Genomic DNA, 26714 nt, shown 5'->3' on the forward strand with positions numbered 1-26714 from the left:
TGAAGCATGCAGAGTCCGGTTAGCACGGGGCGGCCGGCGTCGGTCTGCAATGCGCTCAAATCCGACATCCGACCGGAACGGCCGACCGCTGCAAATGTGATGCAGTTGAAGACCAAAGGCCGTTTTGCCGTTTCAGACGGCCTGGCGAAGGCTGATTTGCCGCCATGCGATCGGCGGTACCAATCGCCTACGAAAAGCAACAACGCGATGAAACCTTTCAGGGCTTCTTTCCGTTCGGTCGGAGGAGGATCCAACAATGACCGAACCCGGCGAAAGCAGTTCCCATAACCGGATCGACGACAAGCAGCTCGTCATTTTGCTGAAACAGAAAACAGGCATTTCGGACGCGCAAGCCAGGAGGCTGATAAAAGCGGTTGGACGCGATCGTCCTGCGCTGTTGCGGGAAGCCAGAATCATCAGGGCGAGGCACTCGGGCGTCTAGTTCACGCCGCCGCTTGAGCCGGTCGATGGACCTTTCCGAAAAACGGCCATCCCCTCAGCGTGCGACCAGCCGAGAAACCTTGAACCGCGGCGCGAAGAAGCAGCGCAAATAGGGCTGATTGGTTATCACGTAGTTGTTTTCGCAGATATGATATTGGCCGTCCGGCGATTCCTGAACCCGATCTCGCGGGATGTTGAATCCGTCGGGCAAATAGGTATAGCCGCCGTCGGCTCTGGACCGCACCGAAGACTGAGGGATGGCGCGGCAATCTTGACTGCCGCAGCACTTGAATTTCGTTACCGGGTCAATCTTGTCTTCGTACCAATCATGCGCATTGGCGCCTGTTGCGGCGGCAATGCACATGGCTGTAAAGATGACCCTTCGCATGGCATTCCTCGTGTGCGGAGGCGCTGCTCATTCGGGCGTCATGTATATTAGCGTTGCGCCGAAAATGCCATTGCATCGCGAAGGCCCGGCACGGCAGCCCTCTGCCTCGCCCGCTCACACCAGCCATCGTTGTGGATGGTCTCGCCGGTCATGAACGCGTTCTGCATAAGATACAGACGGGCGGGCGCGCGATGTCGGAGGGCGTGGCGAAGCGCTTTTAGTCGTTGGTTGCTGCGTCTCGCTGCCCCAGAATCGCTGTGCCTCCTCGCGGCATGCACAAGAATCGGCGGCTTGCGCAGACCTGCCGATTGCGAGATGGTGGGCGATGATCGCCGGTAGGTATCTGGATCACAAATTGGAATGCCCGTATTGCGGTGTGATCCGGTTGCAGATCCCCATCGATGCTCAACCCACTACCCAAATCCATTGTGCCGAATGCGGCAAATATCTGGGTACGTGGGACGAACTCCAGACCGACTTTGAGCGCCAGGGCGGCACCGAGGGGGTGTTCCGTCTGGACAAAGGGCGTATCCAGAAGCTCGCTTCCAGCCAATGACGGACCGCCGGTGGCAGCCAAGCCCGGAATTGGCGGGAACTAATTTCTGACTTGAACGTTGCGCCGCCATAGGGGACTCCCCATGGCGCTCACATCTGACAGTCAGTCACAGGAATCTGTTGTTCAACGGCTTGTCCGGGAGATCGGCATTACCGAAGCGCAGGCTTTGGAACTTGTTTCTTTCCTAGGCTTGAATTGGGGTTCGCTCGTTCGCGAGGCGAAGGCACTGTCGCGTAGGAAGTAGCCTGTTGACGAGCCAGATCCGGTTTTCTTGCACGTGTGCCAAGGCACGCGCTGGAAAGTGCCCAAAGATCACATTAGCGATCGCTTGACGAATCCGCCGACCGCACCAGTCTTGCGTCTATGGCAAGAGGCATCAAGGTCGGAGACGAGGTCGCCATCACCGCAACGGTTCGCCGGCGGGTGACGGAGGACCGCGTCAGCGTGTCGATTCCCTCCTATGAGCAGCCGCATTCGATCATCGACCGCACGTCGACTGTGAAGAGAGGCCAGCCGATCGAGCTCGTCGGAGATGTAACGCGCGTCAATGGGGACCGGGTGACCGTGAAGCTCGGCGTACCGGTTACAGTGGACATCGACAAGGTCAGGCTGGTGACCACCAGCAAGCCTCCCGCGCGAAAGCCACCGGTGGTTCAGCGGCCGGCGTAAGGAAGACTGTGCCTGCCGGCAGTTCCGGACGGAAACCCGAGTCACGCTTTCTAGAATTGCTCCGGCAAAAACCCGCCCGGGGAGGAGCGCGGGCGGGTTTTCGCAAGAGCGGCCACATGACCCGCTCACGGATGGCGGCCCTCATTTCGGAGCAAAGGTTCGCCCCGCCGCTGCGTACCGAACAGCAAGACCCGCGGAAGGTTCCCACCGAGCCGAACGCTCCCGCACGCGCCCTCATCTTGACGGCCAAAAACCGCAAACCCATATCGCGGCCAGGCCAGGATCGCTGCCGGTTCCGGCCTGTCTCAGAACTCAAATTGTTCGTTCGACTTGGAGGATCTTATGAACGATCGGATGTTTGACAGCCCCGTTTTCGTGAAGAACGGGAACAGCCTCATCCAGGAAATCGCCTGCCTCGATGACGCCCTGGAATTTCTCTACGAATGGCCCAAGAACAAACGCGGCACCATCTACGAGACCGCCCTGCGTGCCTGTCAGCGAGCATTCGACAGCGACTATCCGCTAACGGCCGCCAGAGACGCGTTCTGCGGCTTCGCAAAGTCGGTCAAGATCCACGAGGACGTGACTGTCACTTTGCCTTGGATGACCGGCAAGGGCCCAGGCAGCGGCGTGGCTGCGTAGCCGCAAAAGGAGGCAGTCGCGATGCTTGCAAAACCGTTCGAAAAGCCGATCCGCGTCTGGGTCGGACTGGGATTTCCGCGTCAGCTGAACACTGTCGTAGATGCCTATCAGTTCGTCGTCGACTGGTGTGGCAACAGCCCTGAGCAGAAGGCGGCGGTGCGTGCCTGCAAGGCCGCCTTGGCCGGCGAAATCGACGCAGAAACGGCGAGAGGCGTCTTCGTTGCCTTTGCCCGCCGGAAGGACATCCTCATCGAGGATGGAGCAGTTCCGCTCCCAACTGGAAAGGCAGCCCAGCCGAAGCATGCTTGATGTGACCGAGGCGGCGGCCAACGCCGCCTCGTTTCACCTGTAGGACGCGAACTAGCGCTTGGCGCTGTCGCTGTCGGCATCGGCCCGGGCGAGGAATGTCTCGGTGACCTGCGGAAGATTGTCCTTCAGCCACTCGGCCATCGTTTCTTCTTCGCGCAGGTTCTGCTCACAGACCCGAGCAATCTCGGCTTCACCCACGGCTTCAGCGGCAGCCATGAGGATCGTATAGGAAGCGATCTCCATATGCTCGAAGGTGTAGCTGGCCAGAGAGCCTTTCATCACCTCGTCGCCGGCGAACACGCCGCTGATCGACTGCGCCATTGCGGTCAGTTTTCCGCCTGCGTCCTTCAGTGTTGACGAACCTTCTTCCAGGCCATCCAGGCAAGACTTCAATCGTCTCGCCTGCTCCTTGGTCTCGGCGAGGTGAGCGCGGATGCGTTCGCTGAGGTCCGGATAGCTCTCGAGCCGACCCAGCTGGCCGGACAGCATCGTCTCGGCTTGCTCTTCCATTGCGTGAGCATCCCTCAGCCACTGGATCAGCCATTCGCGGGATTCAGACATAGTTTGTTCCTCCTGGTTGGGTGCGCCCGAACCACAAGGACTGCGGATTGTTCCGTGGCGAGAGTGACGGGAGTGGGCATGACGAGCAGCAGGCCCGCGGCTCCTCGAAAAGCGTCGCTGACAGGACGGAAGCCGCGTCCGCATACCAACCTCCCAGAGGCTGGAACATTCCCAAAGGGAGGCGGTTTTGTTCCTATCCAGGAGGAACAACGATGGCAGACGACACGACCAAGCGCGATTTCCGCGACCGCGGCCGCGTGTCAGGCGATGAGGAATATGAGGTCGCCCACTTCGCGAGGAAATTCCAGCTGACAATCCCCGAGGCTCGCGACCTCATCAAAAAGCACGGAAACGATCGTGCGACGCTGGAGCGCGAAGCAAGGGCGGTGGCGAGCCGCTGACGGGCGTTCACACTTGTGCGGAGATACTGCGAAGGAGACTTGACATGGCTAACAACCTATCCCGCGAGGAGGAGCAGCGTGGCACCAGCAGGGTCTTCATGTGGGGCACCGTCGCCGCGGCCGCAATCTTTGTGGCTCTTCTGGCGCTATTTTGGTTCGGCTCGTGATTGCCGTCGGCCCACAAGGCCAAAGACCTTGCGGCGTACCACAGCCCTGCTCGACCGGTCAGGGCTGCGTCCTTAATTTGAGATTTCGAAATGAGGCAACCGACGGCATGGGCGGGGGGCGATGGGGAGCCGTCGGTTACCAGGAACAGGGGCCATCGAATCAAAATATGCATAGGCCCTTATATGATCATGCCAGCAATTTGCGTTCTTGGAAACTGGTTCCGCCCGAAAATTCAATCGCCTATGACTAAGAACGCAGATTCGGGATGATCTTCACGGGCCTCGCCCGCTACGCCGCATTTCGCTGAGCCGCCCTGAACGGATGGTCCATGGTAAACGCATCCGGCCGGATACGCCGCTCTACCTGCACCCAAGTAACGGGATGCGCGATGGGGAAGCCGGGGCGGGCCCGCGGCGAAAAAGCGCCGGCGGCCGTGTTGCCTCGCCCGTTGCGAAGATAGTCGATAAAGATGCGGCCCTTGCGGGCCGCCGGCGCGGCCGACAGCAAGTAGCGGTGGGGTTCTGCGTCGGCGAGGACCTGGGCAATCGACCTGGCGAGCTGCCGCGCTCGGTCGTGGGTCATTTTCGCCGCCAGCGGCGCCAACAAGTGAATGCCCTTGCCGCCCGTGACCTTCGGCCAGCTTTCCAGACCTGACGCTGCCATGATGTCCCGCAGCGCCAGCGCGGTCTCAGTCACTTGCGCCCATTCCACGCCCTCACCAGGGTCGAGATCCAGCACGATCCGGTCGGCATGCTCGATGTCATCCACCGTGGCATTCCACGGGTGGAGCTCGACCGCATCCATTTCGACCAGCCCGAGCAAGCCGTCGAGGTCGTCGACCCAGACCCGAGTGCCCTCCCCACCTTCTCGCTTCTCGACGCGCAGCTGGTGCACCGCTGCCGGGATCTCGGGCAGCATTCCCTTGTGGTAGAAAGTTGCCCCGAAGGCATGACGGACGAGCTTCAGTGGGCGACGGCCGAGGTGCACCAGCGCCTGATCGGCGACCAGACTCCAATAGCGAACGAGTTGATCCTTGGAAGGCGAGACCGCATCGGGCAGCAGCTGCAAGATATTCTCACGCGGCACGCCGTGATCTCGGTCCGCTCTTCGTTTCGACGGCGCCGGCGGCTTTGGCGGGACGGCCACCAGGTCCTCGCGGAGCCCCTTGAACACGGCCTCGCGCAAAATCCCGCGATCGGTAACGCCGCTGAACTGCACCTCGGCCAGGACTTCGGGTCTCACCCAGGTCGCCTTTGGCTTCACAATGGGCTCCGACAAAGGCGATCTGCCGATGATCAGCGGATCGAGCCGTTCGCGAACGCGTCGCGCCACTTCAAGCGTATAACCGCTCTGAGCCTTGCCTGCATAAAGCAGCCGATCGCCCTCGCGCCTGCCGATGTAGAGCGATGCGATCCGGCGCGGCTCAGCGCCAAGCTTCTCGACGAACGCGACGATCGGAAAGGTGTCGCTCTTGATGCATTTGACCTTGACCCAGCTCGTCTGCACGCCGGAACGGTAGGGCGCGTCCGCGCGCTTCGACACGATCCCCTCCAGGCCCATCCGGCAGGCATGATCGAACATCTCCCTGCCGCTCACCTCCAGATGCTCGGCATAGGTCAGCGTCGGCGCGCTGTGCTTCAGCAGCGTTTCGAGCGCTGCCTTGCGTTCGACCAGCGGCTGCTGTCGCAGATCGCGGCCGTCAAGGTGCAGCAGGTCGAAGGCATAGAAGATCAATCTCGGAGAGTTTGGGTTGCCCAACTCGCGCTCCAGCGCCTGGTAGTCAGGCAGGCCGGTGTCGCCGATCACGACAGCCTCGCCATCGATGATCGCAGATTTCACCGGCAAGCCTGCCGCCGCCTGGACAATCCTCCTGTAGCGATGCGACCAGTCATAGCCGCGGCGCGTGAAGGCTCGCGCTGTTCCGCCTTCCACGATGAGCTGGGTTCGGTAACCGTCGTACTTGATCTCGTGCAGCCATTCGCCGCCTTCGGGAGCTTTCTCGACCAAGGTGGGCGATTGGAACTCGATGAAGGAAAGCCGGTCTTTGCCGCTGGTCATGCACGCGCGACTCCAGGAACCGCGACTCAAGCCGGAGCAGTCCCATCAGTTCCTTCCATTTTAGTAAAATCGTATGTTTGTCCGACTTGGCCAAGCGTGGCCTCGCAAAGGCAACGCGTTGCCCTCCGACCCGCAGAGTGCTCCGATTATCTGATCAGATGTTTTATCAGTTGAGTGCGGAACAATCCTTAGCCGGCGACGTTTGGCTGCGGGGTGGATCTTCTTCAGGTGGGCCGTCAATGAACAAGTCAATCGTAATGGATTCGGTCGAGATCGACACGCTGGAAGACAGGTATTACGTGCGCGTTATCGAGGATGGCGTTGTCACCATCAAGGGTTTCGGTTCCGAAGCGGACGCGAAAGCTTTTGCCAAGCACGAACACACCCGACTGGGACTTGACGCTGTCAAGCAGCCGGGCACCGGCCAAAAGCTGCGATACGGGTTTCCGGAAAGTTGATGCCGCCTCGAAGATCGAGGAATCTCTGACTTCCCCTTCGGGAACGCGGCAACGCGCGGCCGCGGTCCTGCCCTACAAATAAGTCAGCCATACGCGTCGTTCATTTGCCTGGTCGAGGTTGAACCAGCTTGAAGTCGAAGCTCTCCAGCAAACGTCCACGAGTGCTCACAGGCCTCACGGAGGACGCGACCTCCGGTTTTGCGTGGACAGTTAGCTCGCTGCCAGCAGCGCTCGGCAGTGGGACTAGCTTAGCGGCGCTGTTTATGGCGATAGCCATTCATTTCGGGCCTGAGGCCCGAAAGCGAGGGCCCCTTCGCCGTGAACACGACGCCCGCCGCCTCAAAAGCGCGACGGATGCGGGTTCGTTTCTCGACCCGCAGAATTCTGATCCCGTTCTCGAAGTCGCGAATGGTCCCTTCGCCTAGGCTGGCCTTGGCGCCGAGGCGCACTTGCGACCAGTGCAGGAGTTCTCGCGCGGCTCGCGACTCCTCTGGCGTCAAATCCATCAAGGGGTCTCCCCTAGGGCTTTTCAGCTGTCAATTTCCAGCCTCGCGTGTCCCGGCTGCTCGTGCCAGATCACCTGCCGGAGATCGCCCCAGTCCACTGCCTGCCCGCAGGCGGGACATGTCCGGAACTGGTCCTCTTCGTTGGCGGCTGCTCTGACCCGCAACCGGGCAAAGATCGGCGGCCCCAAATCAGAAAGCTTTGTCACCCAGCTTCCTTGCCTCACGTTGCAAAATCTTACGGTCGTTGCCGTGCTCGCTGATCAGGTCCCGAACCTGTTCAGGCGTGATGCGATGCTGCTTGGCAAAGTAGCGAACCTCATAATCGTCGTCCGCCGACACACGGTCGCGGTCCCGGAAATCGCGCTTCGTTTTGACGTCTGCCATGGTTGCTCCTCCTGGCAAAACGAACACCGGGAAGGCAGGAATGTTCCAAACCGCTAATATGTGCGTGAAGCGCTAGCGTTTTGCCGGAATCGGGTCGGCCACGGCATTGCCTGGGGCTGAGGCCTCAAATGAAAGTAACCGGCGGCATGGGCGGGGGGCGTTGGGGAGCCGCCGGTCACCAGGCAAGGGCCCATCGAATCACAAAATGCATAGGCCCTTATATGATCATGCCAGCATTTTTCGCTCTTGGGAACTGGTTTCGGCATAAAATTCAAGATCGTACGCCCAAAGGTGCACGTTCTAATGATTTGCACGCCGGCGCTGCGACAGGAACCAGATCGGCACGCCCGCGTCATAAAGACAGGTTTCTGTCGTAACCCGGGAGTGAAGTCGATGGTCCGGCTCTTCGTTGTCGCTGCCGTGGCGTTCGCGCTCGCATGCAGCGGAGCTCAGGCGGCCAGGCTTGATCTCGACGCGGTCAATCAGGCGCAATTCAGCGAGGACGAGCCGAAGGACGTCAGTCCGATGCTTCTCAAGGCGCAGATCCTTCTCGATCGCGCCCGCTTCTCGCCGGGCCTGATCGACGGTCGCCTCTCCGACAATTTTGCCAAAGCCGTGGCGGCGTTCCAGGCGGCCAACGGACTGGCTTCCGACGGCAAGCTCACACGCGAGACCTGGGACAAGCTGACGGCGAGCTCCGCCGAGCCGGTTCTGGTGACATATGAGGTCACGGTCAAGGACGTGCGCGGCCCCTTTACCAGGCGCATCCCCACCCGCCTGGAGCGGATGGCTCGTCTGAAGCGCCTCGGCTATCGCAATGCGCGGGAGAGGCTGGCCGAGCGTTTCCATATCAGCGAACAATTGCTGAAGACGCTAAACCCGCGCGTCGGGTTCCGGAAGGCAGATGTGAGCCTCGTGGTGCCCGATCTCGGACGGGGCGACGCCCCGGCGGAGATCGAGACCATCGAGGTCGACAAGGCATCCCGCCAGGTCCGCGCGCTCGATCCGTCAGGCAAGCCGGTTGCGGTCTATCCGGCCTCGATCGGCAGCGAGGAAAAGCCGGCGCCGAGCGGCGCCGCGGAGGTCAAACGCGTCGTGCGCAATCCGACCTATCACTACAATCCGAAATTCGCCTTCAAGGGGGTCAAGAGCAAGCGGCCCTTCACCATCGCCAAGGGACCTAACAATCCGGTGGGATCGGTCTGGATCGACCTCTCGATCGAAAGCTACGGCATCCACGGCACGCCGGATCCCGGCAAGATCGGCACGACCTACTCGCATGGCTGCATTCGGCTGACCAACTGGGATGCCGAAGACCTCGCCGCCATGGTCAAGCCGGGCACGAAAGTCGAGTTCAAGGACGAGACGGCGCAGGACGGGCAGGCGCAGTAAAAACGCCGGGAGGAGCGAGCCGCCAAGGCGGGATCGCTGCATAAGCCCAATTTATCGTTACCCCTAGTTTTTCGGAACGTTACACGGTCTTCCGTCGCCTGTAGCTTCGGCGGCGCGCTTTTGAAAACGATCTGGAATTGGTGGTTCGATGCAAGCACATGCGAGAGTGGTGATCGTCGGCGGAGGATGCGTCGGCGCCGGCATCCTTTACGGCCTGGCCAAGCGCGGCTGGACCGACGTTGCGCTGCTCGAGCGGACCCAGCTTACGGCCGGCTCCACCTGGCATGCGGCGGGCCTGATCCCGTCCTATACCCGCAACATCAATGTCGGCCGCATGATCAAGAAGACGATCGAGATCTATGAAGGGCTGGAGGCCGAAACCGGCCAGCCGGTCGGCTGGCACAAATGCGGCCAGCTGCGCATCGCCAACTCGCGAGATCGGCTCGATGAATTCAAGAGCTATATGAGCGTGGCCGACGTCCAGGGCATGCGCGCTGAGTTGCTGACGCCGGCCGAGGCGAGGCAGCTGGCGCCGCTGCTCGACAACGACCACATGCTCGGCGCGCTTTATCATCCCGACGACGGCCACATCGCGCCGGCCGATGTGACCATCGCCATGGCCAAAGGCGCGCGCGACCTCGGCAGCAAGGTCTATCTCAACACCGAGGTCACCGGCTTCAAGCGGACGCCAAGCGGCGAGTGGCTCGTCCAGACCAACCAGGGCGACATCACCTGCGAGCACGTGATCTCCGCCACCGGCAATTATGCGCGCCAGACCGGCGCGCTGCTCGGCCTCGATATCCCGGCGATCCCGATCCTGCACCAGTACTGGATCACCGAAGCGGTGCCGGAAATCGTCGAGCGGAAAAGGCAGGGCCGCCCCGAAATGCCGATCCTGCGCGACGAAGGGTTCGAGGGCTATCTGCGCGAAGAAGGCGACGGGCTGATGTTCGGGCCTTACGAGCGCACGGCGAACCTGAAACTGTTCGCCGAGGACGGCGTCCCTTCCTGGTTCGGCGCCGACCTCGTCGAAGAAGATTTCGAGGCGGTGTCGTGGAACTGGGAGCAGGCTCTGCAGCTGGTGCCGGCGCTGGGGCGCGTCGGTATCAAGGCCAATGTGCGCGGACCGTTCCAGATGACCGCGGACGAGCTTCCCTTGATGGGGCCGGCCTGGGGCCTGCCGAATGTCTGGCTAGCCGAAGGCGTGCCAGGCGGTATCCTGTGGGGCGGTACGATCGGCTATTACCTGTCGGAACGGATCGTCGAAGGCGGCAACAGCCTCGACACCTCGGATCTCGATCCGCGCCGCTTCGGCGACTACGCCAAAAAGGCCTGGACGCGCGAAAAGGTCCGCGAGGCCTGGGGCACACATGCGGAGCAGAAATATCCTGGACAGGACATGCCCGCCGCCCGGCCGCAGAAGACCGCGCCTTCCTATGACAGGCTGACCGAGTTCGGCGCCGTCTGGGGCGTGCTCAATGGCTGGGAGATGCCCAACTGGTTCGCGCGCGACGGCGTCGAAGCCAAGGACCAGTATAGCTGGCGATGGACGCCAAAGGGGAACCTCGTCGCCGAGGAAGTCCAGGCGGTGCGCACTGCCGTCGGTCTGGTCGAGATGACGCCAATGACCAAGTTCGAGGTATCCGGACCGAGCGCCGCCGCCTGGCTGGACAGGATCATCGCCAATCGCTTGCCGGCGGTCGGAAAGGTGACGCTGGCGCATCACCTCACTGCGGGCGGCGGCGTGCAGGCGGAGTACATGGTGGCGCGGCTCGGAGAAGACCTGTTCTACCTCATCTCGACGCCGCGCGCCGAGCGCTGGAATTTCGACGATCTTTCAAGGCTGCTGCCCGCCGACGGCAGAGTATCACTGAAGAACGTCACCAACGATCGCGGCTGCTTCACCGTCGTCGGGCCCAAGGCACGCGAAGTGCTGCAGCCGCTGACCGAGGTCGATCTTTCGAACGAAAAGTTCCCATGGTTCAGCGTGACGACCGGCAGCGTCGCCCTGGCCAGCGACGTTCGGCTGCTGCGCGTCAACTATGAGGGCGAGCTCGGCTGGGAACTCTATCATCCGCTGCCCTATCAGCGGCAGCTGCTGGATGCCATCCTCAAGGAGGGCGAGAAGCACGGCATGCGGCTTGTCGGGCTGCATGCGCTGGAGTCGCTCAGGCTCGAAAAATCCTATCGCGCCATGTATCGCGACATGAACCCTGAGCTCAACGCGCTGGAGAGCGGGCTCGAGCGCTTCATCCGCCTCGACAAGGGCGATTTCGCTGGCCGCGAGGCGGTGCTGAAATACAAGGCGAGGAACGACCAGCGCCGGTCGGTGACGCTCAAGATCGAAACCGACGGCGCGAGCACGCTTGCCTCCGAGGGCCTTTATATCGACGGCGAACTTGTCGGGCGCATTACGTCGGGCGGCTACGGCTACGCGCTCGGCCATGACGTGGCGCTGGCCCTTCTGCCGCAGCGTCTGAGCAAGCCTGGCACCAAACTCGAGGTCGCCATTTTGGGGGAATGGAAGATCGCCGAGGTGATCGCGGACTCGCCTTACGATCCGACCTCGGCCAGGGCGCGTATGTGATGCGCGTCGATCGGATCAACGTCTATTCGGCGCAGCTGCCCGTCAAAGGCGGCGTCTACCGCATGGCCAGCGACGACGTGGAGTCGCTGGACTCGACGCTTGTCGAGATCGTGACCGAAGACGGTTTCACCGGCTGGGGCGAGACCTGCCCGATCGGACCGGTCTATCAGCCGCACCATGCGCTGGGCGCCCGCGCGGCGATCGCCGAAATCGCCCCGGGCCTCATCGGTGCGGAGATCGCTTCGATCAGACTGCTGGCAAAACAGATGGACGAGCGCCTGAACGGACATGGCTATGCCAAGGCCGCGTTCGACATGGCCTTTCTCGACCTGCTCGGCCAAAAGCTCGGCGTGCCGGTCTCGACGCTGCTGGGCGGCGCGCTGACCGATCGCGTGCCGGCCTATTATTCGCTGATCGTAGGTCCGCCGGACGAAACGGCGAGGATCGCCGCCGACAAGGTGAAGGCCGGCTATCCCCGCCTCCAGGTGAAGATCGGCGGGCGCAACCTGGAAGAAGACGTGGCGGTTGTGCACAAGGTCTGGGAAGCTGTCGGCTACAAGGCGCGCATCGCGGTCGACGGCAACCGGGGCCTGACAATCGCGTCGGCAATCCATCTTGACCGGCTTTGCCACGCCATCCCCTTCGTCTTCGAACAGCCCTGCAACACCATGGATGAAGTCGCTACGCTGAACGGCCGCGTGACGCATCCGGTCTATCTCGACGAGAGCACCGAGGACCAGAACGCGGTGCTGCGAGCGATCTCCATGGGCATCGCCGACGGCTTCGGCTTCAAGGTGACGCGCCTCGGCGGCCTCACGAAGATGACAACCGTGCGCGACCTTTGCGCCATTCGCTCGCTGCCGCACAGCTGCGACGACGCCTGGGGCGGCGACATCATCGCGGCGGCGTGTGTCCATCTTGCTGCCACGGTCGAGCCGCGCCGGATGGAGGGGGCCTGGATCGCCCAAGAATATATCGACGGGCATTTCGACCGGAAGAACCCGGTCGTGATCGAAAAGGGCCACATAGCCGTGCCGCAGCGGCCGGGCCTGGGCGTGAAACCCGAGGCCGGGATATTCGGCAATCCGCTGGCGACTTACGGAGCCTGACAACCGGCCAGGCTTTGGCCCAGCCGATCACTTCTTGGGTCTCGCGGATCGTTCCGCCTCATCCCGCGTTGAGTGGCACGCAAAGGGAGGAACGGCAATGGATGATGATCGGACCGAGAAGATCAGGCAGCGTGCCTATGAGCTCTGGCAGCGCGAGGGCAGCTTGCATGGCGACCATGAGCGGCACTGGCGCCAGGCCGAGATGGAGATCGATCGCGAGGCGGCGCTGCCGCTCACGGCAGACGATGCGCTGCCGGGAACGCGCGAGATCGACAGCGCGGATGTGCTGACGGTCGAGGCGCTTGCGATACGCACCGGCATATCGGCCCAAGAAGCGCAGGAGTTGCTCGACAGGCTGGGCAGCGACCGCGCCGCGATCGAGCAGGCGGCGCGGAGCATCCGGGCACGGAAAGGGCTGTAGGTCAGGAACCACGACGCGTGCGACGGTTGCCGGCATTCGACGTCGGCGGAACCCTCGTTGCCATCGACAGTTCCTCCTGTCTAACCACAGGAGACCTGTCATGGATCACACCAACCACGTAAGGCTGACAAACGCCGAACTGACTCCCAGCATTCTCGAAGGCGCAACCATCTACGGCCCGGACGACGAAAAGATCGGTTCGGTCGACCACATGCATGGCAGCCAGGTCGTCATCGATGTCGGCGGCTTCCTCGGCATCGGTGCCAAGCCGGTCGCCGTCAGCGCCAACCAATTGGATTTCATGCGCGACGAGGACGGCGACGTCCACGCCGTGACCAGATGGACGAAGGACCAGCTGAAGTCGATGCCCGAGCATCACGACTGAGCACGGGAAGGGTCCGGCGAGAGCCGACACATGTTGGGGCGTCCTCATCCCGGCCTTCTCATGCTGCATTCCGGCGTGGTGCCGCGCGGGAAGGCGTTCTGAAGCGCAAGTTCGGCGAGCCCACCGGGCCTACTGGGCGAGCGTGCGCCGCTACTCTGAGGCGATGCCTCTTGCCTCAAGGTGGCGGCCATCCTCGATCCCGCAGCGCGCCAGTCAATCTTGACAACGGACCGCTTGGTCGAGCCTCCTGAGAGCGGCGCTCGCCTGAAGGCGGCAATCGGGACCTGATTGGAAACGAGGATGACGGCCACCAACGGCAAAACGCTGCGACTGCATATGCCGCAATGGCAGGGCGGGAATCTCGAGGAGTATCATCTCAGTTCGAAAGTGCTGTCGTGGCTGCTGCCCGCATCCCGAGGACCGGAGGAGATCGTGCCGGTCCCCTCTCCCGGCGACAGTCCGGCGCCGGCGATCGAGGACGGCATCCTCGCGAGGAAAGCTCTGCTCGATCAGGCGCGCGCGGCGCGAGCCGCCATCGAACGGCATCGGCCGGATAGGATTCTCATGATCGGCGGCGACTGCCTGGTCGATCTCGCGCCCATCGCCTACCTCAACAAGCACTATCGCGGCACTGTCGGGGTGCTCTGGATCGACGCCCATCCAGATGTGCAGACGCCGAAGGATTTCCATCAAGGCAATGCGCAGGTGCTGGCAATGCTGCTTGGCGAAGGTGATCCGGATTTCCTCGCCGAAGTCGACGTTCCCGTCGACCCCACGAAAGTAATGTATGCAGGGCTGGACGAGTGGTCGCCGCCCGAAAACGAGTTTCTCGTCCGCATGGGCCTGCGGCGCACGGGATCGGCCGAGCTTGCCGAGAGCTCTTCCTCGGTGCTGAAATGGATCGAGCAGGTAGGCATCGAGTACCTAGCGATCCACTTCGACGTCGACGCCATCAGGCCGCAGAGCTTTCGGCCGATGCTCTTCAACAAGCCCGGCGCTGGAGATGGCTTCCTTGCCGGTGTTCCGCGCGGCCGGCTTGAGCCGAAGCATGTGTTGCGGCTGCTCGGCGATGTCGCGGGCGCCTGCGACATCGTCGGGCTTGCCATTACTGAGTACATCTCCTGGGACGCCACCCAGACACGGAAGTTGCTAGCCCAATTGCCGCTCATCGGCGCATGAGCGGGGCTCCGGCGTTGGCGTCAGCCCTTCATTGAATTGCTGTAGACCTGCACGCCGACGCGCTCGTTGCGGCGCCAGCGCACCACGGCCCGATAGACGGCGTCGTCATCGGAAACAATGAGCGTGAAACGGTCGGGCAATTCCACCTGCGGCCCCACCCGCAGTTCGGCGCCATGCTCGTGCTGGTTACGGACGGAGCACTTGATGCTGGCGTCGCCGGTGACGATCGTGGCCTCCTTCAGCACGAATTCTCGTGAATGAAGACGGCGCTCTAAGTGGGGAAAGGTGGCCATGATGCACTGGTCCCGAAACTTGCCCGGCGGGCTCAAACTCCCTCGCCCGACGCACCACCCTAGCGCAGACGTGTTTCCGTTCCGTTAGCGTTTTCTAATCACTGCCCACTCGCCGATCCCGTTTCCGCACAGGCGGCGCCGGACCGAACGAGGTTGCCGCAAGACGCTAATGCCGCTTGAAATACTGCACCTCGCGCTCGTGCTTTTCGGCAGCCTCGCGCGACTTGAAGGTGCCGAGATTCCGGCGTTTGCCGGTCCTCGGATCCACCTTGCGCGAATAGAGCCGGTAGTCGCCGGACTTAAGCTTGCGGATCATGGGACACCTCCTCTGCTCGTAAGTCTAATCCACTCGACCTGTCCAGGGTTCCAGCAGCGAACGTGATCCATTTCACGGAAGCGCCGCGCCGAATGTCGGAATCGACGCGGTAGCGACACGATTGGGTCGGATTATTTGTACTCAAACGACTTCCGCGGCGTTAGTCTTTGCGTCCGCGAGCATGCCGGACTGGAGGAGGGTGAGATGGCGACGGCCAAGCTTCACGGCGTTGAACTCGTCAAGGGCCAGAGGTGGACGGTGCGCGTCACCGCCTACGGCACAACGATGACCTTCCCTTTCGAAGCCGAGCAATATGCGCGCTCCTATGCCGATGGTCAGGCCTTCCGCCTTGGCGTCGAGGTGGTCGAGTTGAAGGACTGCGCCTGATCGGCTGCCGGCGTAGCGATCGCCGCCATGGGTTCGCCGCGCGACAAATCTTTCGCCAAGCTCCGATAGCGGCGGACCTTATGCAGAAACTGGCAAGAAGTCGGTGTCGTGCCGCATCACTTTGTCGACCCGTTCGCAAACCACGAGCCTCGATCTACTTCATGAAGCATCTGGCGCTCTAGGTTTGCGGCAACCAGGCGACCTTCTCGCCATCCTCCTTGATGAATTCGCGCACGGGGTTGTCGAGCAGCGGCAGCACCGCCTCCGACGGCCGGCAGAGCCTCGTGCCTTTGGGCGTCTCCACGATCGGCCGGTTGATGAGGATGGGATGGGCGAGCATGAAACCGATCAGCTCGTCGTCGCTCCATTTCGGATCGGCGAGGCCAAGCTCCGCGTAGGGCGTGCCTTTCTCCCGCAACAGGTCGCGCGGGGGGATGCCCATCGCCGCGATCAATTCGAGTAGCCGTTCGCGGCTCGGCGGCGCCTTCAGATATTCGATCACCATCGGCTCCTCACCGCTGGCGCGGATCATGGAAAGCGTGTTGCGCGAGGTGCCGCAAGCGGGGTTGTGGTAGATGGTGACCGTCATGGCTTGGCTTTCAGTGGCTCGGATTGCTCGATGGATTCGGGCCGCAGCAGCCATCCCATCAGTGCCAGCCCGATCAAGGCGCCGAGCAGTTCGGCGACGATGAAACCCGGGAGATCGGCCGGCCTGATGCCGGAAAAGCTGTCGGTGAGCGCACGCGCCACTGCGACGGCCGGATTGGCGAAGGACGTGGAGGCGGTGAACCAGTATGCGGCGGTGATGAAGAGGCCTACCAGCCATGGCACAGCCCGTCGCTCGAAGCGCAGGCCGGCGAGAATTACAGCGACCAGGCCGAATGTCGCGACAATCTCCGAAAACCATTGCGGCGGTCCGGCGCGCAGCTTGGTCGCGATTTCCAAGGCCGGCAGGGCGAACATGAGGTGCGCGGCAATCGTGCCGGCGATGCCGCCGGCGAACTGCGCGGCGAGATAGGCAGGCAGATCGCGCGGCGGGAGCGACCGGTTCAAACAGAAGACGAGCGAGACGGCCGGATTGAAATGCGCCCCGGAGATCGGTCCGAGGATGGTGATCAACACCACCAGCATGGCGCCGGTCGCGAGCGTGTTGGCGAGCAGCGCCAGCGCGGTGTCATGCGTCAGCGTCTCCGCCATGATGCCGGAACCGACCACCGTTGCCACCAGCAGGCCGGCGCCCAGGGCTTCAGCAACGGCACGTCGCGGCAGATCGTAAGAGATCATTGCCGGGGCCCCTCGCCCGGCCGGCAGCACGGGGCGGCGAGCGCCGGCGCGCAGATTTCCGGCCGGCCCGAGCAGCAATCCTCCATCAGGAAGCGGATCAGAGCGGAAAGCGCATCGTATTCCGCGCTGTAGACGATCGAGCGTGCGTCGCGGCGCGTGCCGACCAGGCCGGCGCGCTCCAGTTCCTTGAGATGGAAGCTGACATTGGACGGAGAGACCTCGACCTGTTCGGCAAGCGAACCGGCGGCGATGCCGTCCGGCCCGGCAACCACCAGCAACCGAAGCAGTTTCAGCCGCGTTTCCTGCGACAGCGCACCAAAGGCCATCAGGGCTTGTCGCTCATCCACGTTTCAACAATCCTTGAAATATTGAAACGAGGCATAGCCGACATGCTCACTCCTGACAAGAAATATCGTCCCCGCTCCTCCATTGGATCCTCGGACCCGATCATCGGCGATCTGCTCCACACGCTGGCTGATTACCAAGACAAGCCGCTGGTGTTTCGTTACGACGGGGCGGCCGGTGAAATTTCCACCCCAACTTGGATAGTGGGTCGGTTTAAAATCGCGGGTTAGCCCAAACTCCCCCGTCCATCACGCTCTATTGAGCGAATGTGAATGATCGCCAGCTTCCTCTAAACCCGTGATTGTGATGAATATCCGACCGCCAGAGCACACCCAACAATGTCGCTCTCAGCAAGGAAAAGGGCTCGCGCCTAAACGCCGCGAGCCCTTCTCTTTTTACGTCACGCGCTTTTTGTAAGGGCCGCGCACTGTTGGCTTCTCGGCTTCGACAAGCGCAACGATGTTCGCGCTTCTCCCAAAGCTTGTCGGTGACGCCCGTTTCCGTCTATTTCCAGACGGGGCCTAGGCGAAAGCGCCTATTCTGATTGGGATGGACTTTCAAACTGACCCACTACCCAAATTAGCGATCTCTTGTATTTCTTGAAAATGAGGACCATGCTTGGCCCAATGCGTGGCAACCTGATGCGCAGCCGGGTGGATAAAAGGGTAAGGCGCCATGGAATTCGCAGTCTGCTATGACCACAGCGTGATCGATCTGGCTTGGTCGATCTTCCTCGGCATCACGACGGTTTTCATGTTCTTGGCGCCATTGGCCGTTGCGCGGCTGATAGCGATCTCGCGCGGGGCACCGGTCGGACGGCTTCAGCCGGCCTGACAGCCGAGAGACCTCTCCTAGCCGACGATTTTTAGGCCAGGCACTTCACCGAACAGCGCCGAGCAGTCGATCTCGTCCAGGAAAAGCGCGTTGGGATCGAGCACCAGCCACGATGTATGCATACGAAGATCCCTCAGCCTTGCGTTCTTTTCGGCGCGCGCCTGGCGCTCCGCCTCGGCAATCGAGGCCAAGCCTGGCATCTCGGCCTTGTGAAGGTGAGAACTCCTCGACATAGCGAGACAAAACGCGGTCGCCCTATTTTGCGTTCCAGCCCATCCGCCTGAAAACAAGTGCGGTGATCATACCCGCGAGCACGACCGAAAAGCCGGATGGCCAAGGCCACCCCAAGCCGCCGCACGTTTCATTCGCGCCGCCATCGCTACGAGCGGCCCGGCTCGAATCAGCGCAGACCCAGAAAACTCAAAATGGCGATCACGATGACGATAGCACCTACGATCCAGATGATGTTGTTCATGGTCCTCTCCACGTGTCAGCGGTCAGGAAACGCGCCTGCCAAGGGGGCATAGGCCGAAGTTTCTTTCGGGAGCCCTCGCAAAGACCTCAACACTTAGAAACTGCTAATGTTCCGCCCGCATCTGTGCCGGGGGCCGGACTAGGCGTTCTTGGCACCTGGAAGCGGTTCCTGCAGCCTCGACGGCCGCGCTGTTAACCGCTCGCCTGAAGGCCGGACCAAGGTCGGTGTCGCAATTGCCGCGGCTGGCCTATACTCTTTGTCCGTGGTGGGGTGAATCGCGCGAATGCTCAGGGAGACCTTGAAGCGACTTGTGCAAATCTGGAGCGGGCTGTCGCTGGCCTGGCAGTTTGTGATTGCCGGCGGCATCGGGCTTTTGGCGGTGATGCTCGTGGTTGGCCTCTGGGTGACGTCGCAAATCCGCGAAGGCGTGATGCACAACTCCGCCACCACGACGGCGCTCTATGTCGACAGCGTGATCGCGCCGCTGCTGCCGGACCTGCGCAAGAGCCGCGAGCTCGACGACACAGTCAAACGGGCGCTGGACGAGACGCTCGGCCAGGGCGCGCTCGGCAAGAGGCTAGTGTCATTCAAGCTGTGGCGGCGCGACGGCACGGTGCTTTACGCCGATAACTCGAAGCTGATCGGCAAGACGTTTCCGCCCAACCCCAATCTGATCTCGGCCTTTGCCGGCAATGTCGTGGCGGAATTCAACAACCTCGCCGACGATCCTGAGACCAGCGAAGAGAAAGCGGTGACCGCGCCGTTGTTCGAGATCTACAACCCCGTGCGCGAACCCTGGTCGGGCGAAGTGGTGGCGGTGTCGGAATTCTACGAAGTCGCCGACGATTTCCAGGAGACGCTGAACTCAGCACTCAGATGGACCTGGCTGGTGGTGGCCGGCGCCACCGCCGCCTCGCTGGCGCTGCTGTCGGGCATCGTGTTTCGCGGCAGCCGCACCATCCAGACGCAGCGTGCCGCGCTGGAAGCCAAAGTCACCGAGTTGCAGGAGGCGCTGGCGCAGAACTCGTCGCTACGCCAGCGCGTCCAGCGCGCCTCGCGGCGAGCCACCGCCATCAACGAACGCTACCTGAGGCGCATCGGCGCCGACCTGCATGACGGCCCGGCGCAGCTGGTGGCGCTTGCCGCGCTCAGGATGGACAGCCCGGTGCTGGTCGACCCCGCCACGCCCAAGCCGCAGCGCGAGGCAGAAATCGCCGGCATCCATAAGACCCTGGGCGAAGCGATGAGCGAGATACGCGGCATCTGCAACGGCCTGGTGCTGCCGCAGATCGAGACGCAGGCGGTGGCCGACATATTGCGGCTGGCGGTCGCCGAGCATGAGCGCCGCACCGACACCAAAGTGCTGCTGACGCTGCCGGAGCGCTTGCCGGAGCTCGGCACCTCGGAGAAGATCAGCATCTATCGTTTCGTGCAGGAGGGACTGAACAACGCCTTCCGGCACGGCAAGGGCAAGGGCCAGCAGGTGAGGGCCACGATGAAGGGCGGCAAGCTTTTGGTCGAGGTGCAGGACACCGGTCCGGGCTTCAATCCTGCGCGAAGCGAAGGCCTCGGGCTCGCCGGTCTCAGGGAGCGTATCGAAAGCATTGGCGGGCAGTTCGAGACGCTTTCGGGCCCGGGGGGAACGAGACTGGTAATCACATTGTCTGTCGAGGAGCAGCCGTGACCGCACCCATCCGCATCGCTATTGTCGACGACCATCCGCTGTTTCGCGAGGGCGTGGCGCGCAGCCTCGGCGAGATCGGCGGCTTCGAGCTTGTCGGCGAAGGCGCCAGCGCCGAGGACGCCGAAAAGCTGGTCCGCGCCAGCGCGCCCGACGTGCTGCTGCTCGACATCAGCATGCCCGGCGGCGGCCTCAATGCGCTGGCCAGCATCCTTTCGGCGGCGCCTGAGCAAAAGATCGTCATGCTCACCGTGTCCGAGACCAATGCCGATGTCGCCCAGGCGCTGAAGGCGGGCGCGCGGGGCTATGTGCTGAAGGGCGTCGGCTCCAAGTCGCTGGCCGAGATCCTGCGCGACGTCGCCAACGGCCAGAGCTACGTTTCGCCGACGCTTTCGGCCCGGCTGCTGTCGGATCTCTTGCAGCCCACCAGCCGCAAGCCCGACCCGCTCAGCCAGCTCACCGGCCGCGAGGCCGAGATCCTGGGGCTGGTGGCGGAGGGCCTGAGCAACAAGGAGGTCGCGATGCGGCTGTCGCTGCAGGAAAAGACGGTCAAGCACCACATGACCCGAGTGCTCGCCAAGCTCAACGTGCGCAATCGGACGGAGGCGGCGCTGCTGATGCATGAAGCGAGAGAGAGGAATTAGTGAATAGTGGAAAGTACGGTGAATGGTGAAGCGTCGGCGCGTTCCCATTCGGTGAAGTGCGTTTCGTTGATTACTGTTCCCTATTCACCATTCACCGTCACTTCAAAAGCAAATCACCCCCGCCTCTGAAGGCGGGGGTGACATGCGAAGGCGCGGGAAAAGGGGGTAGCTTCTCTCGGCCCTCACAAGCCTAGGAGACGGGCCAGATCCTTCTCGGTCGCCCGGCGCTCGACGATGGTGCGGCCTTGCGCATCGCTCATCTCGAAGCGTCCGTTCTCGATCTCTTCCTTCATGCCGTTGCGGTGGATGATGGTGATCCTGTTGCCGTCGATCTCGACGATGTCGCCCGTCGCCGCATTGACACGGCTGGCGGCCTTGCCGCCGGGGCTGGTGTTGCCTTTGCCGCTGTTGTTGCCAGGACCGGCATTGGCATTGCCGCCACCGGCATTGCTGTTGCCGGAATTGCCGCCAGCGTTTCCGCCGCCGCTGTTGCCCCCGCCGCCGTTGCCGCCGCCATTGCCGTTGCCGCCGCCGTTGTCGGCATAAGCGGTGGCCACCAAGAGCTTGGCGAGGCTATTGGACGTGAAATGACCAGGCGCGGCAAAAAGCGCCAGCGCGGCCGCGGCGCGCAGCGTAAGGCGGACAAACCTTTTTGAGGCGGGTTCGCGCATGCCGTCCTTGGTTCATGCCGGTTCCGCCTCGGCCCTGCCGAAGTTCCGCTCTCAGCCCGCCAAGGCAGAACCGGTGTCTTGACCAGACAAGATTCACGCTTTGGTAAGGTTACGGAAGCGGCCCACGACCCATGCCATCTCCGGTCGGACCTTTTTGCAGTCACTTGGGGACCATTGTCGCACCACCCGGGAACACAACTGGAGGCTGCGACTGCCGTCGCGTTAACCAAAATCGCTTGGAAAGCGGTTAGCAATTCATTATGACTGTCGCACGCGAGAACGGCGCGGACACTCAACGAACCGCGGCATGCTAAGGCGCATACACCCTCCTGGGCGGAAAAGCGCCGTATCCTTTGGTTTGCGCATGAATTGTTCCCGGACTGCGGGGGGCATGCGCCAAGAGCCCGCCTTATCCGGCAGCCGTCTCAAGGGCCCCCAAAAAGTACCCCCGCCAAAAGGCGGGGGCAAGGTGAGCAGCGGGAGTTCTGTCGTAAGACGATCAGGACCGAAGAGACGAAGCAAAAGGTGGCAACCTGATTTTGCAGCGCTGGCTTTTGGCCCCTTAAGATCTAATCCAGATAGAACCTCGCTCTCACAAACTCTTCAGGCGATCGAGATCGGCCACTGTGGCCTTGCGCTCGACGATGGTGCGACCAAACTTGTCCTCCATCCTGAAACGGCCGTTCTCGATCCTCTCCTTCATTCCGTTCCGGTGCGTGACCTGGATGCTATTGGCACCGACCTCGACCTTGTCGCCGGTCGCAGCATTCACATGATCATCGACATCGGCGGCGGCGGCAGTGCTCGTTGCGCCCTTGCCTTTGCCGCTATTTCCGTTGCCGTTGTTGCCGCCCGAGTTGCTGTTTCCGTTGTTGCCGCCCGAGTTGCCGTTGCCGTTACCGTTGTTGCCGCCGCCGTTGCCGTTACCGTTTCCGCCGCCGCTGTTCCCACCGCCATTGCCGTTGCCATTGCCGCCTTTGCCGGCATAGGCCTTGGCCACGACGGGACCGTCGAAGGAGAGATGAAAAGGCGCGACAACAAGCGCCAGCGCAACAAGCGCCCGCAAGACATGCCTGCAGCCCATGCGCGATACGCGCATCCCAATCTCCCCTTGCCAGCCATCCGACCCTTCGGCCGAACTACCCCACCGGCAATGTCGCAACATCAGCATCCCTAATCAACCCGTCGTGGGGAAGTGGCCCACGACCCTTGTCTTGCTTTTTCAGACCTTTTTCGCAGCGATGTCGGACCTAAGTCCTGTCTCAACCACCAGATGTGATCGGGCACGGTTGCGCGCACGGCTTCTTCTGGCGTGAATAAGCGCGTGAACCGCTTCGCGCAGCTGCGAGTCGTTGTTCTATGCTCTCTCAAAACCGCCGCGCCCTCGGGTTACATGCACTGAGCCTCAACAGGGTGACGGAACCGGCGCTCTCGCGGTCACGGCCGCGCCGAACGCGGCGGCAATCACGGCGCCAATACCGGCGCATTGCAAAACGCTCAAGCTCTCGTGCAGGAAGAGAAACCCTGTAAGCGCGGCGCCTGCGGGTTCCAGGCAGACGATCATGCCATAGACTTTCGCCGGCATTCTGGCGAGCACTAACATCTCCAGCCAGAAGGGCAGCGCGCTGGAAAACAGCCCGACGACAACCGCGGCCCCCATGACATGCGGGTCGGTGAGATAAGGTTCGGCTGCGGTGAAGCCGAAAGGCAGCGCGACGAGCGCGGCGATCGCCATGCCATAGGCCGAGGTGCGGGCGCCAAGCTCGGCGCCGGCCTTCTGCGCGAAGATGATATAGAGCCCCCAGCAGGCGCCGGCGGCAAGCGCAAGCAGCACGCCGATCGGATCGAGCCCGCGGCTGATATCGGCGAACGGCGAGAGCAGCACGATGCCGGCGACGGCAAGCACCACCCAGACGAGGTCGAGAAGGCGCCTCGAGCCGAGTGTGGCGACAAAAAGCGGGCCGGTGAATTCGAGCGCCACGCAGATGCCCAGCGGAATGCGCTCGAGCGCGGCATAGAAGAGCAGGTTCATCACCGAAACGGTGACGCCATAGGCGGCGAGCCAAGGCAATCCCTTTCGTGTCGGCAGCACTTTCCATGGCCTGAGCACTGCCGCCAGCATCAACGCGCCGATGAGGAGCCTCAGCATCGTTGTGCCCTCGGCCCCAAGGACCGGAAACAGGCCCTTGGCGAAGGCGGCGCCAACCTGCACCGAAAGAATGGCCCCAAGCAGGCCGAGCACGGGCAAGGCCCCCAGCGGCGCCTGCGGTTTTGCGATCGGCATCGACGTCACTTCTCCTCCATCCCCCGCGCCCAGTCCGAGGTGGAGATAGAGACTGGCGTTTCCCTTGTCTTGAGGCAACGGGCCGGATGGTTGGACAAGACCTCTAAGGTCTCGCGACTGGTTTGCTGCACCGCGCAAGACTGTGAAAGTCAAAACAGTTTTCACAACGCCGCTTAGTAATCTTTAGCTAAGTGAGGCGTTACTGTAAATACAGGCCGAAACACGCGCTCCGGTTGCAGCGACAAGCCCCAACATCCTCGGCGATAAATACTACCAAAGTCGGACCAAACGCCCATGCGTATATAGGACCATAGGCCAAATCGCCCGCGGACAACTTTGTTCTGCAACCTTCCCGATCACAGCTTTATTTCAAACCCGTAAGCATTGTGTGTTGCGCCGCAACATAAGCCGAGACAGATGTTAACCAACATGGGCAGTGGAGGATGCCGCTACGTTGAGCCGAATGGGCATTCCGCTGATAGCCAAGGACGGCACTCTCGCCCCGGACGGAGATTCGTCGACAGGCAGAGCCGGCGTGCTTTGCAGGTCCAGCGCAGGATCTTACGGCGGAACCTGGGGACCCCGCCAATGACAGGTCAGCGCGACATCCAGCTTGACGCAGTGCGAGCAGTGGCCGTGACGCTGGTGCTTTACGCGCATTTCCTTGCGCCGAACGGCACCTCCTTCCTCGGCCATCTCGGCGTGCGGCTGTTCTTTGTGCTCTCCGGCTTCCTGATCACCCGGCTTTTGCTGGACGCGCGTGACAGCAATGTATTCGCTTCCGGGCCGGCGCTGCGCGCCTTCTACTCCAGGCGCATAATCCGGATTTTCCCGCCTTATTTCGCGGTGCTGGCCCTGGTCTGGGTCACCAATCTAGAAGAGTCCAACTCGTCGCTTGCCTGGCATGCGCTTTATCTCTCGAACTTCTGGTATGCGCTGCGCAACGACTGGAACCCCTGGCTACTCTGCCATTTCTGGAGCCTCAGCATCGAGGAGCAGTTCTATCTCGCCTGGCCGCTGATCGTGCTTCTGGCGCCGCGCCGGCGTATCGAGGCGATCACGATCGGCGTCATCCTCTTCTCGTTCGCCTACCGCTTCTACTGGCCGCTCACCGCCAACCCGGCGCTCGCCCGGGACCTGTTGCCGCCTGCCTCGATGGACGCGCTCGGCTGCGGCGCCCTGCTTGCCGTGCGCCGCGCCAGAGGCGCCGATGTGCCGCGCTGGATGCGGCTCGGCTGGCCGGCTTTCGCGGCCGTTTTCCTGCTCGTCGTCTGGTCCGATCCGGGACCGGCGAACTCGGCATGGGAGTGGGGACACTGGGCGCTGGTGCAGGTGCTGCCGCTGGTGCCGCTGGTGGCGATCGTCGCCGCCTGCTCCAACGGCCTCGGCGGCAGGCTCGGCAAGCTGGCCGAACTGCCACCGCTGCTTTTCCTCGGCCGCATCAGCTACGGCGTCTATCTCTACCACCCGATCCTTCTCGCCTACGCCGTCAAGGCGCAGCCCTGGATCCCGCTCAACGTCTCGGAGCAAGGGCCTGGCCGCTTCCTGGTCGCAGGCGCCGCCACGCTGCTTGTCGCCTCGCTCTCCTGGGCGCTGTTCGAAAAGCCGCTCAACAGTCTCAAGCGCTATTTCCCCTATGTCGCGCGGTCGCGCGCGGGCATGGCGGGCGAGACAAGCTGGATAGGCCCGCCGGCCAGCGTGTCCGCGCTCGACCTGCAGCGAACCGAGGCGAGGCGATGATGGCGGGCGCCGCTCCCCTCATCTCCGTGCTGCTGCCGGTCTACAATGCCGAGCCCTATGTCGGCGCTGCAATCCAATCGATCCTGCGGCAGGATTACAGCCGGCTCGAGATCATCGCGATCGACGACGGTTCGACCGACCGGTCGCTGGAGATCCTCGACCGCTGCCGCAGGGCGGATAGCCGCGTATCCATTATTTCGCACGAAAATCGCGGTCTCGTCGCCAGCCTCAACGAGGGGCTGGCGAGCGCGCAAGGCGAGCTCGTCGCGCGCATGGACGCCGACGACTTCGCCTATCCCTGGCGGCTGTCGCGCCAGGCGGCGCTGTTTGCAACGCGGCCCGAGCTCGGCTTCTGCGGCTCGATCGTCGACATGCTGGTGCGTGGCCGTATCGCGCCCGGCAGGTTCGACCCGGTGTTCCGCCTCGACCTCGCCGTGCTCGCGAAGTTCTTCACGATCTTCATGCACCCGACCGTGGTCTACAACCGCCGGGTGATCGGCGAGGTCGACCTTCATTACGACGCCGCCTACCGGCATGCCGAGGATTTCGACCTCTTCCGCCGGCTCGCCGACCGTTATCCGGCGGCCCTGATGGAGGAGAGCCTGCTGGTCTACCGCGTGCATTCCGGCAGCGTAACCAGCCGGCATGTGAAGGAGATGCGGCGCACGCATCTCAGGATCGTCGGCGAAAACCTCGAGCGCGAGGGTCTGACAGACGATACCAAGGACCTGCGCGCCATCGGCGATCAAGTTTCCGTCGCGACGGTAGCCGGGGCCGCGGCCTTCATTCGCGCGCTGGAAGAGCGGATTGCCGCGCTGCCCGCGGCGCTGCGCCCGAGCTTCGAGGCCGGTGCGCTCAACCTCTTCTATTTCCTCTACCAGCTCGTCAACGACGAGGAGCAACCCGCGCTCACGCATGAGCTTTTGACGCTTGCGGCGAAATGGAACGCGATCCGCCGCCGGGAGCAATATGCGTTGCGCCCCGGGGCCTGGGCACCGTGGCTCAGCCAGGCTTCGATGTGGGCCGGCAAGCAGGCCGACAGGCTCGCCTACCGCTTCAAATCCACGCCGGCGGCATCGGTGCTGGCGCCTTACAGGATGGAGGCGGCATGAGCAGCTTTGGCCGCGTCCACTCGCCGGCGCTGGA

General features: G+C 62.6%; 35 protein-coding genes. 21 read left to right on the top strand and 14 right to left on the bottom strand.

Features of this window, described 5'->3' with window-relative positions:
* Positions 1–256: 256 nt before the first annotated feature.
* Positions 257–442 (top strand): hypothetical protein, encoded by a 186-nt coding sequence (locus CK221_RS19830; RefSeq protein WP_066992988.1) that lies wholly within the window; start codon positions 257–259, stop codon positions 440–442.
* 54 nt (positions 443–496) lie between these two features.
* Here CK221_RS19830 and CK221_RS19835 read toward each other — a convergent pair whose 3' ends face one another.
* Positions 497–829, bottom strand: a complete 333-nt coding sequence (locus tag CK221_RS19835; protein ID WP_141245853.1) for a hypothetical protein — start codon at positions 827–829, stop codon at positions 497–499.
* Positions 830–1154: 325 nt separating this feature from the next.
* On the opposite strand from CK221_RS19835, the gene CK221_RS19840 reads away from it, so the two are divergent.
* The 4 genes from CK221_RS19840 to CK221_RS19860 all read left to right on the top strand — a co-directional run bounded on the left by CK221_RS19840 (position 1155) and on the right by CK221_RS19860 (position 3005).
* On the top strand, positions 1155–1385 hold the full coding sequence (locus CK221_RS19840; protein WP_066992985.1) for a hypothetical protein: 231 nt from the start codon (positions 1155–1157) through the stop codon (positions 1383–1385).
* A 363-nt stretch (positions 1386–1748) separates the two neighbouring features.
* Entirely contained in the window at positions 1749–2054 is a 306-nt protein-coding gene (locus CK221_RS19850) for a hypothetical protein (RefSeq protein WP_066992982.1), read from the top strand.
* A 342-nt stretch (positions 2055–2396) separates the two neighbouring features.
* Positions 2397–2696 (top strand): DUF982 domain-containing protein, encoded by a 300-nt coding sequence (locus CK221_RS19855; protein WP_095778944.1) that lies wholly within the window; start codon positions 2397–2399, stop codon positions 2694–2696.
* Positions 2697–2717: 21 nt separating this feature from the next.
* A complete protein-coding gene (locus CK221_RS19860; RefSeq protein WP_095778945.1) occupies positions 2718–3005 on the top strand; it encodes a DUF982 domain-containing protein in 288 nt (95 codons plus the stop codon).
* Between the two features lie 51 nt (positions 3006–3056).
* Here CK221_RS19860 and CK221_RS19865 read toward each other — a convergent pair whose 3' ends face one another.
* Positions 3057–3566: a DUF892 family protein gene (locus CK221_RS19865; RefSeq protein ID WP_095778946.1), complete on the bottom strand. Its 510-nt coding sequence runs from the start codon at positions 3564–3566 to the stop codon at positions 3057–3059.
* A gap of 212 nt (positions 3567–3778) precedes the next feature.
* On the opposite strand from CK221_RS19865, the gene CK221_RS19870 reads away from it, so the two are divergent.
* Both CK221_RS19870 and CK221_RS31090 read left to right on the top strand, forming a co-directional pair.
* Entirely contained in the window at positions 3779–3967 is a 189-nt protein-coding gene (locus tag CK221_RS19870) for a DUF3606 domain-containing protein (RefSeq protein ID WP_095778947.1), read from the top strand.
* 44 nt (positions 3968–4011) lie between these two features.
* Positions 4012–4134, top strand: coding sequence for a hypothetical protein (locus CK221_RS31090; RefSeq protein WP_259979811.1), 123 nt, complete (start codon positions 4012–4014; stop codon positions 4132–4134).
* Between the two features lie 289 nt (positions 4135–4423).
* On the opposite strand, the gene ligD is transcribed toward CK221_RS31090, so the two are convergent.
* On the bottom strand, positions 4424–6193 hold the full coding sequence (ligD, locus tag CK221_RS19875; protein ID WP_095778948.1) for a DNA ligase D: 1770 nt from the start codon (positions 6191–6193) through the stop codon (positions 4424–4426).
* 239 nt (positions 6194–6432) lie between these two features.
* Here ligD and CK221_RS19880 point away from each other — a divergent pair, with 239 nt between their 5' ends.
* The gene (locus CK221_RS19880; RefSeq protein ID WP_095824617.1) at positions 6433–6651 is read left to right on the top strand and encodes a hypothetical protein; all 219 of its coding nucleotides are present in this window, start codon (positions 6433–6435) and stop codon (positions 6649–6651) included.
* Positions 6652–6899: 248 nt separating this feature from the next.
* Here CK221_RS19880 and CK221_RS19885 read toward each other — a convergent pair whose 3' ends face one another.
* Together CK221_RS19885 and CK221_RS19895 are read right to left on the bottom strand one after the other, a co-directional pair.
* Positions 6900–7157, bottom strand: coding sequence for a helix-turn-helix domain-containing protein (locus CK221_RS19885; protein WP_066992962.1), 258 nt, complete (start codon positions 7155–7157; stop codon positions 6900–6902).
* 189 nt (positions 7158–7346) lie between these two features.
* Entirely contained in the window at positions 7347–7541 is a 195-nt protein-coding gene (locus tag CK221_RS19895) for a DUF3606 domain-containing protein (RefSeq protein ID WP_095778949.1), read from the bottom strand.
* Positions 7542–7934: 393 nt separating this feature from the next.
* Here CK221_RS19895 and CK221_RS19900 point away from each other — a divergent pair, with 393 nt between their 5' ends.
* The 6 genes from CK221_RS19900 to CK221_RS19925 all read left to right on the top strand — a co-directional run bounded on the left by CK221_RS19900 (position 7935) and on the right by CK221_RS19925 (position 14614).
* Positions 7935–8933, top strand: coding sequence for a L,D-transpeptidase (locus CK221_RS19900; RefSeq protein ID WP_095778950.1), 999 nt, complete (start codon positions 7935–7937; stop codon positions 8931–8933).
* A gap of 148 nt (positions 8934–9081) precedes the next feature.
* The gene (locus tag CK221_RS19905) at positions 9082–11520 is read left to right on the top strand and encodes an FAD-dependent oxidoreductase (RefSeq protein WP_095778951.1); all 2439 of its coding nucleotides are present in this window, start codon (positions 9082–9084) and stop codon (positions 11518–11520) included.
* Entirely contained in the window at positions 11520–12629 is a 1110-nt protein-coding gene (locus CK221_RS19910) for a mandelate racemase/muconate lactonizing enzyme family protein (RefSeq protein ID WP_095778952.1), read from the top strand. The genes CK221_RS19905 and CK221_RS19910 overlap by 1 nt, the downstream gene beginning before the upstream one ends.
* A gap of 97 nt (positions 12630–12726) precedes the next feature.
* Entirely contained in the window at positions 12727–13050 is a 324-nt protein-coding gene (locus CK221_RS19915) for a DUF2934 domain-containing protein (RefSeq protein WP_067321922.1), read from the top strand.
* A gap of 100 nt (positions 13051–13150) precedes the next feature.
* Positions 13151–13435 carry a photosystem reaction center subunit H gene (locus CK221_RS19920; protein WP_095778953.1) on the top strand — a complete coding sequence of 95 codons (285 nt, stop codon included), beginning with the start codon at positions 13151–13153 and terminating at the stop codon, positions 13433–13435.
* Positions 13436–13735: 300 nt separating this feature from the next.
* On the top strand, positions 13736–14614 hold the full coding sequence (locus CK221_RS19925; protein ID WP_095778954.1) for an arginase family protein: 879 nt from the start codon (positions 13736–13738) through the stop codon (positions 14612–14614).
* A gap of 20 nt (positions 14615–14634) precedes the next feature.
* On the opposite strand, the gene CK221_RS19930 is transcribed toward CK221_RS19925, so the two are convergent.
* Both CK221_RS19930 and CK221_RS19935 read right to left on the bottom strand, forming a co-directional pair.
* Positions 14635–14907 (bottom strand): PilZ domain-containing protein, encoded by a 273-nt coding sequence (locus tag CK221_RS19930; RefSeq protein ID WP_095778955.1) that lies wholly within the window; start codon positions 14905–14907, stop codon positions 14635–14637.
* A gap of 166 nt (positions 14908–15073) precedes the next feature.
* Positions 15074–15223, bottom strand: coding sequence for a hypothetical protein (locus tag CK221_RS19935; RefSeq protein ID WP_095778956.1), 150 nt, complete (start codon positions 15221–15223; stop codon positions 15074–15076).
* Between the two features lie 204 nt (positions 15224–15427).
* Between CK221_RS19935 and CK221_RS19940 the strand changes: the two genes are divergently transcribed.
* The gene (locus CK221_RS19940) at positions 15428–15610 is read left to right on the top strand and encodes a hypothetical protein (RefSeq protein ID WP_066992937.1); all 183 of its coding nucleotides are present in this window, start codon (positions 15428–15430) and stop codon (positions 15608–15610) included.
* 178 nt (positions 15611–15788) lie between these two features.
* Here the strand turns inward: CK221_RS19940 and arsC are convergent, their stop codons facing one another.
* From arsC to CK221_RS19955, 3 genes are read right to left on the bottom strand one after another with little or no spacing between them, the layout of a single operon-like run.
* On the bottom strand, positions 15789–16199 hold the full coding sequence (arsC, locus tag CK221_RS19945) for an arsenate reductase (glutaredoxin) (RefSeq protein ID WP_095778957.1): 411 nt from the start codon (positions 16197–16199) through the stop codon (positions 15789–15791).
* Positions 16196–16894: an MIP/aquaporin family protein gene (locus tag CK221_RS19950; RefSeq protein ID WP_095778958.1), complete on the bottom strand. Its 699-nt coding sequence runs from the start codon at positions 16892–16894 to the stop codon at positions 16196–16198. Before CK221_RS19950 ends, arsC begins: the two co-directional genes overlap by 4 nt.
* The gene (locus CK221_RS19955) at positions 16891–17241 is read right to left on the bottom strand and encodes a metalloregulator ArsR/SmtB family transcription factor (protein WP_067321941.1); all 351 of its coding nucleotides are present in this window, start codon (positions 17239–17241) and stop codon (positions 16891–16893) included. The genes CK221_RS19950 and CK221_RS19955 overlap by 4 nt, the downstream gene beginning before the upstream one ends.
* Here CK221_RS19955 and CK221_RS19960 point away from each other — a divergent pair.
* Together CK221_RS19960 and CK221_RS30350 are read left to right on the top strand one after the other, a co-directional pair.
* Positions 17227–17469 (top strand): hypothetical protein, encoded by a 243-nt coding sequence (locus CK221_RS19960; protein ID WP_143749072.1) that lies wholly within the window; start codon positions 17227–17229, stop codon positions 17467–17469. The genes CK221_RS19955 and CK221_RS19960 overlap by 15 nt on opposite strands.
* Before the next feature lie 445 nt (positions 17470–17914).
* Positions 17915–18073, top strand: coding sequence for a hypothetical protein (locus CK221_RS30350; RefSeq protein WP_164747355.1), 159 nt, complete (start codon positions 17915–17917; stop codon positions 18071–18073).
* A gap of 17 nt (positions 18074–18090) precedes the next feature.
* On the opposite strand, the gene CK221_RS19965 is transcribed toward CK221_RS30350, so the two are convergent.
* Complete coding sequence (locus tag CK221_RS19965) at positions 18091–18273, bottom strand: hypothetical protein (protein WP_095778960.1); 183 nt, start codon at positions 18271–18273, stop codon at positions 18091–18093.
* Between the two features lie 558 nt (positions 18274–18831).
* On the opposite strand from CK221_RS19965, the gene CK221_RS19970 reads away from it, so the two are divergent.
* Both CK221_RS19970 and CK221_RS19975 read left to right on the top strand, forming a co-directional pair.
* The gene (locus tag CK221_RS19970; protein WP_067321944.1) at positions 18832–20232 is read left to right on the top strand and encodes a sensor histidine kinase; all 1401 of its coding nucleotides are present in this window, start codon (positions 18832–18834) and stop codon (positions 20230–20232) included.
* Positions 20229–20873 (top strand): response regulator transcription factor, encoded by a 645-nt coding sequence (locus CK221_RS19975; RefSeq protein WP_066992920.1) that lies wholly within the window; start codon positions 20229–20231, stop codon positions 20871–20873. The genes CK221_RS19970 and CK221_RS19975 overlap by 4 nt, the downstream gene beginning before the upstream one ends.
* 182 nt (positions 20874–21055) lie before the next feature.
* On the opposite strand, the gene CK221_RS29885 is transcribed toward CK221_RS19975, so the two are convergent.
* The 3 genes from CK221_RS29885 to CK221_RS19990 form a co-directional block, all read right to left on the bottom strand.
* Entirely contained in the window at positions 21056–21544 is a 489-nt protein-coding gene (locus CK221_RS29885; RefSeq protein ID WP_095828736.1) for a hypothetical protein, read from the bottom strand.
* A gap of 592 nt (positions 21545–22136) precedes the next feature.
* Positions 22137–22715 (bottom strand): hypothetical protein, encoded by a 579-nt coding sequence (locus CK221_RS19985; protein WP_348628407.1) that lies wholly within the window; start codon positions 22713–22715, stop codon positions 22137–22139.
* A 234-nt stretch (positions 22716–22949) separates the two neighbouring features.
* Positions 22950–23828, bottom strand: a complete 879-nt coding sequence (locus CK221_RS19990; RefSeq protein WP_245430688.1) for a DMT family transporter — start codon at positions 23826–23828, stop codon at positions 22950–22952.
* Between the two features lie 588 nt (positions 23829–24416).
* Between CK221_RS19990 and CK221_RS19995 the strand changes: the two genes are divergently transcribed.
* Positions 24417–25568 (top strand): acyltransferase, encoded by a 1152-nt coding sequence (locus CK221_RS19995; protein ID WP_095778963.1) that lies wholly within the window; start codon positions 24417–24419, stop codon positions 25566–25568.
* Positions 25568–26680: a glycosyltransferase gene (locus CK221_RS20000; RefSeq protein WP_095778964.1), complete on the top strand. Its 1113-nt coding sequence runs from the start codon at positions 25568–25570 to the stop codon at positions 26678–26680. The genes CK221_RS19995 and CK221_RS20000 overlap by 1 nt, the downstream gene beginning before the upstream one ends.
* The last annotated feature ends 34 nt before the right edge of the window (positions 26681–26714 follow it).

It is taken from the genome of Mesorhizobium sp. WSM3868 (assembly GCF_002294785.1).
Lineage (GTDB): Bacteria > Pseudomonadota > Alphaproteobacteria > Rhizobiales > Rhizobiaceae > Mesorhizobium.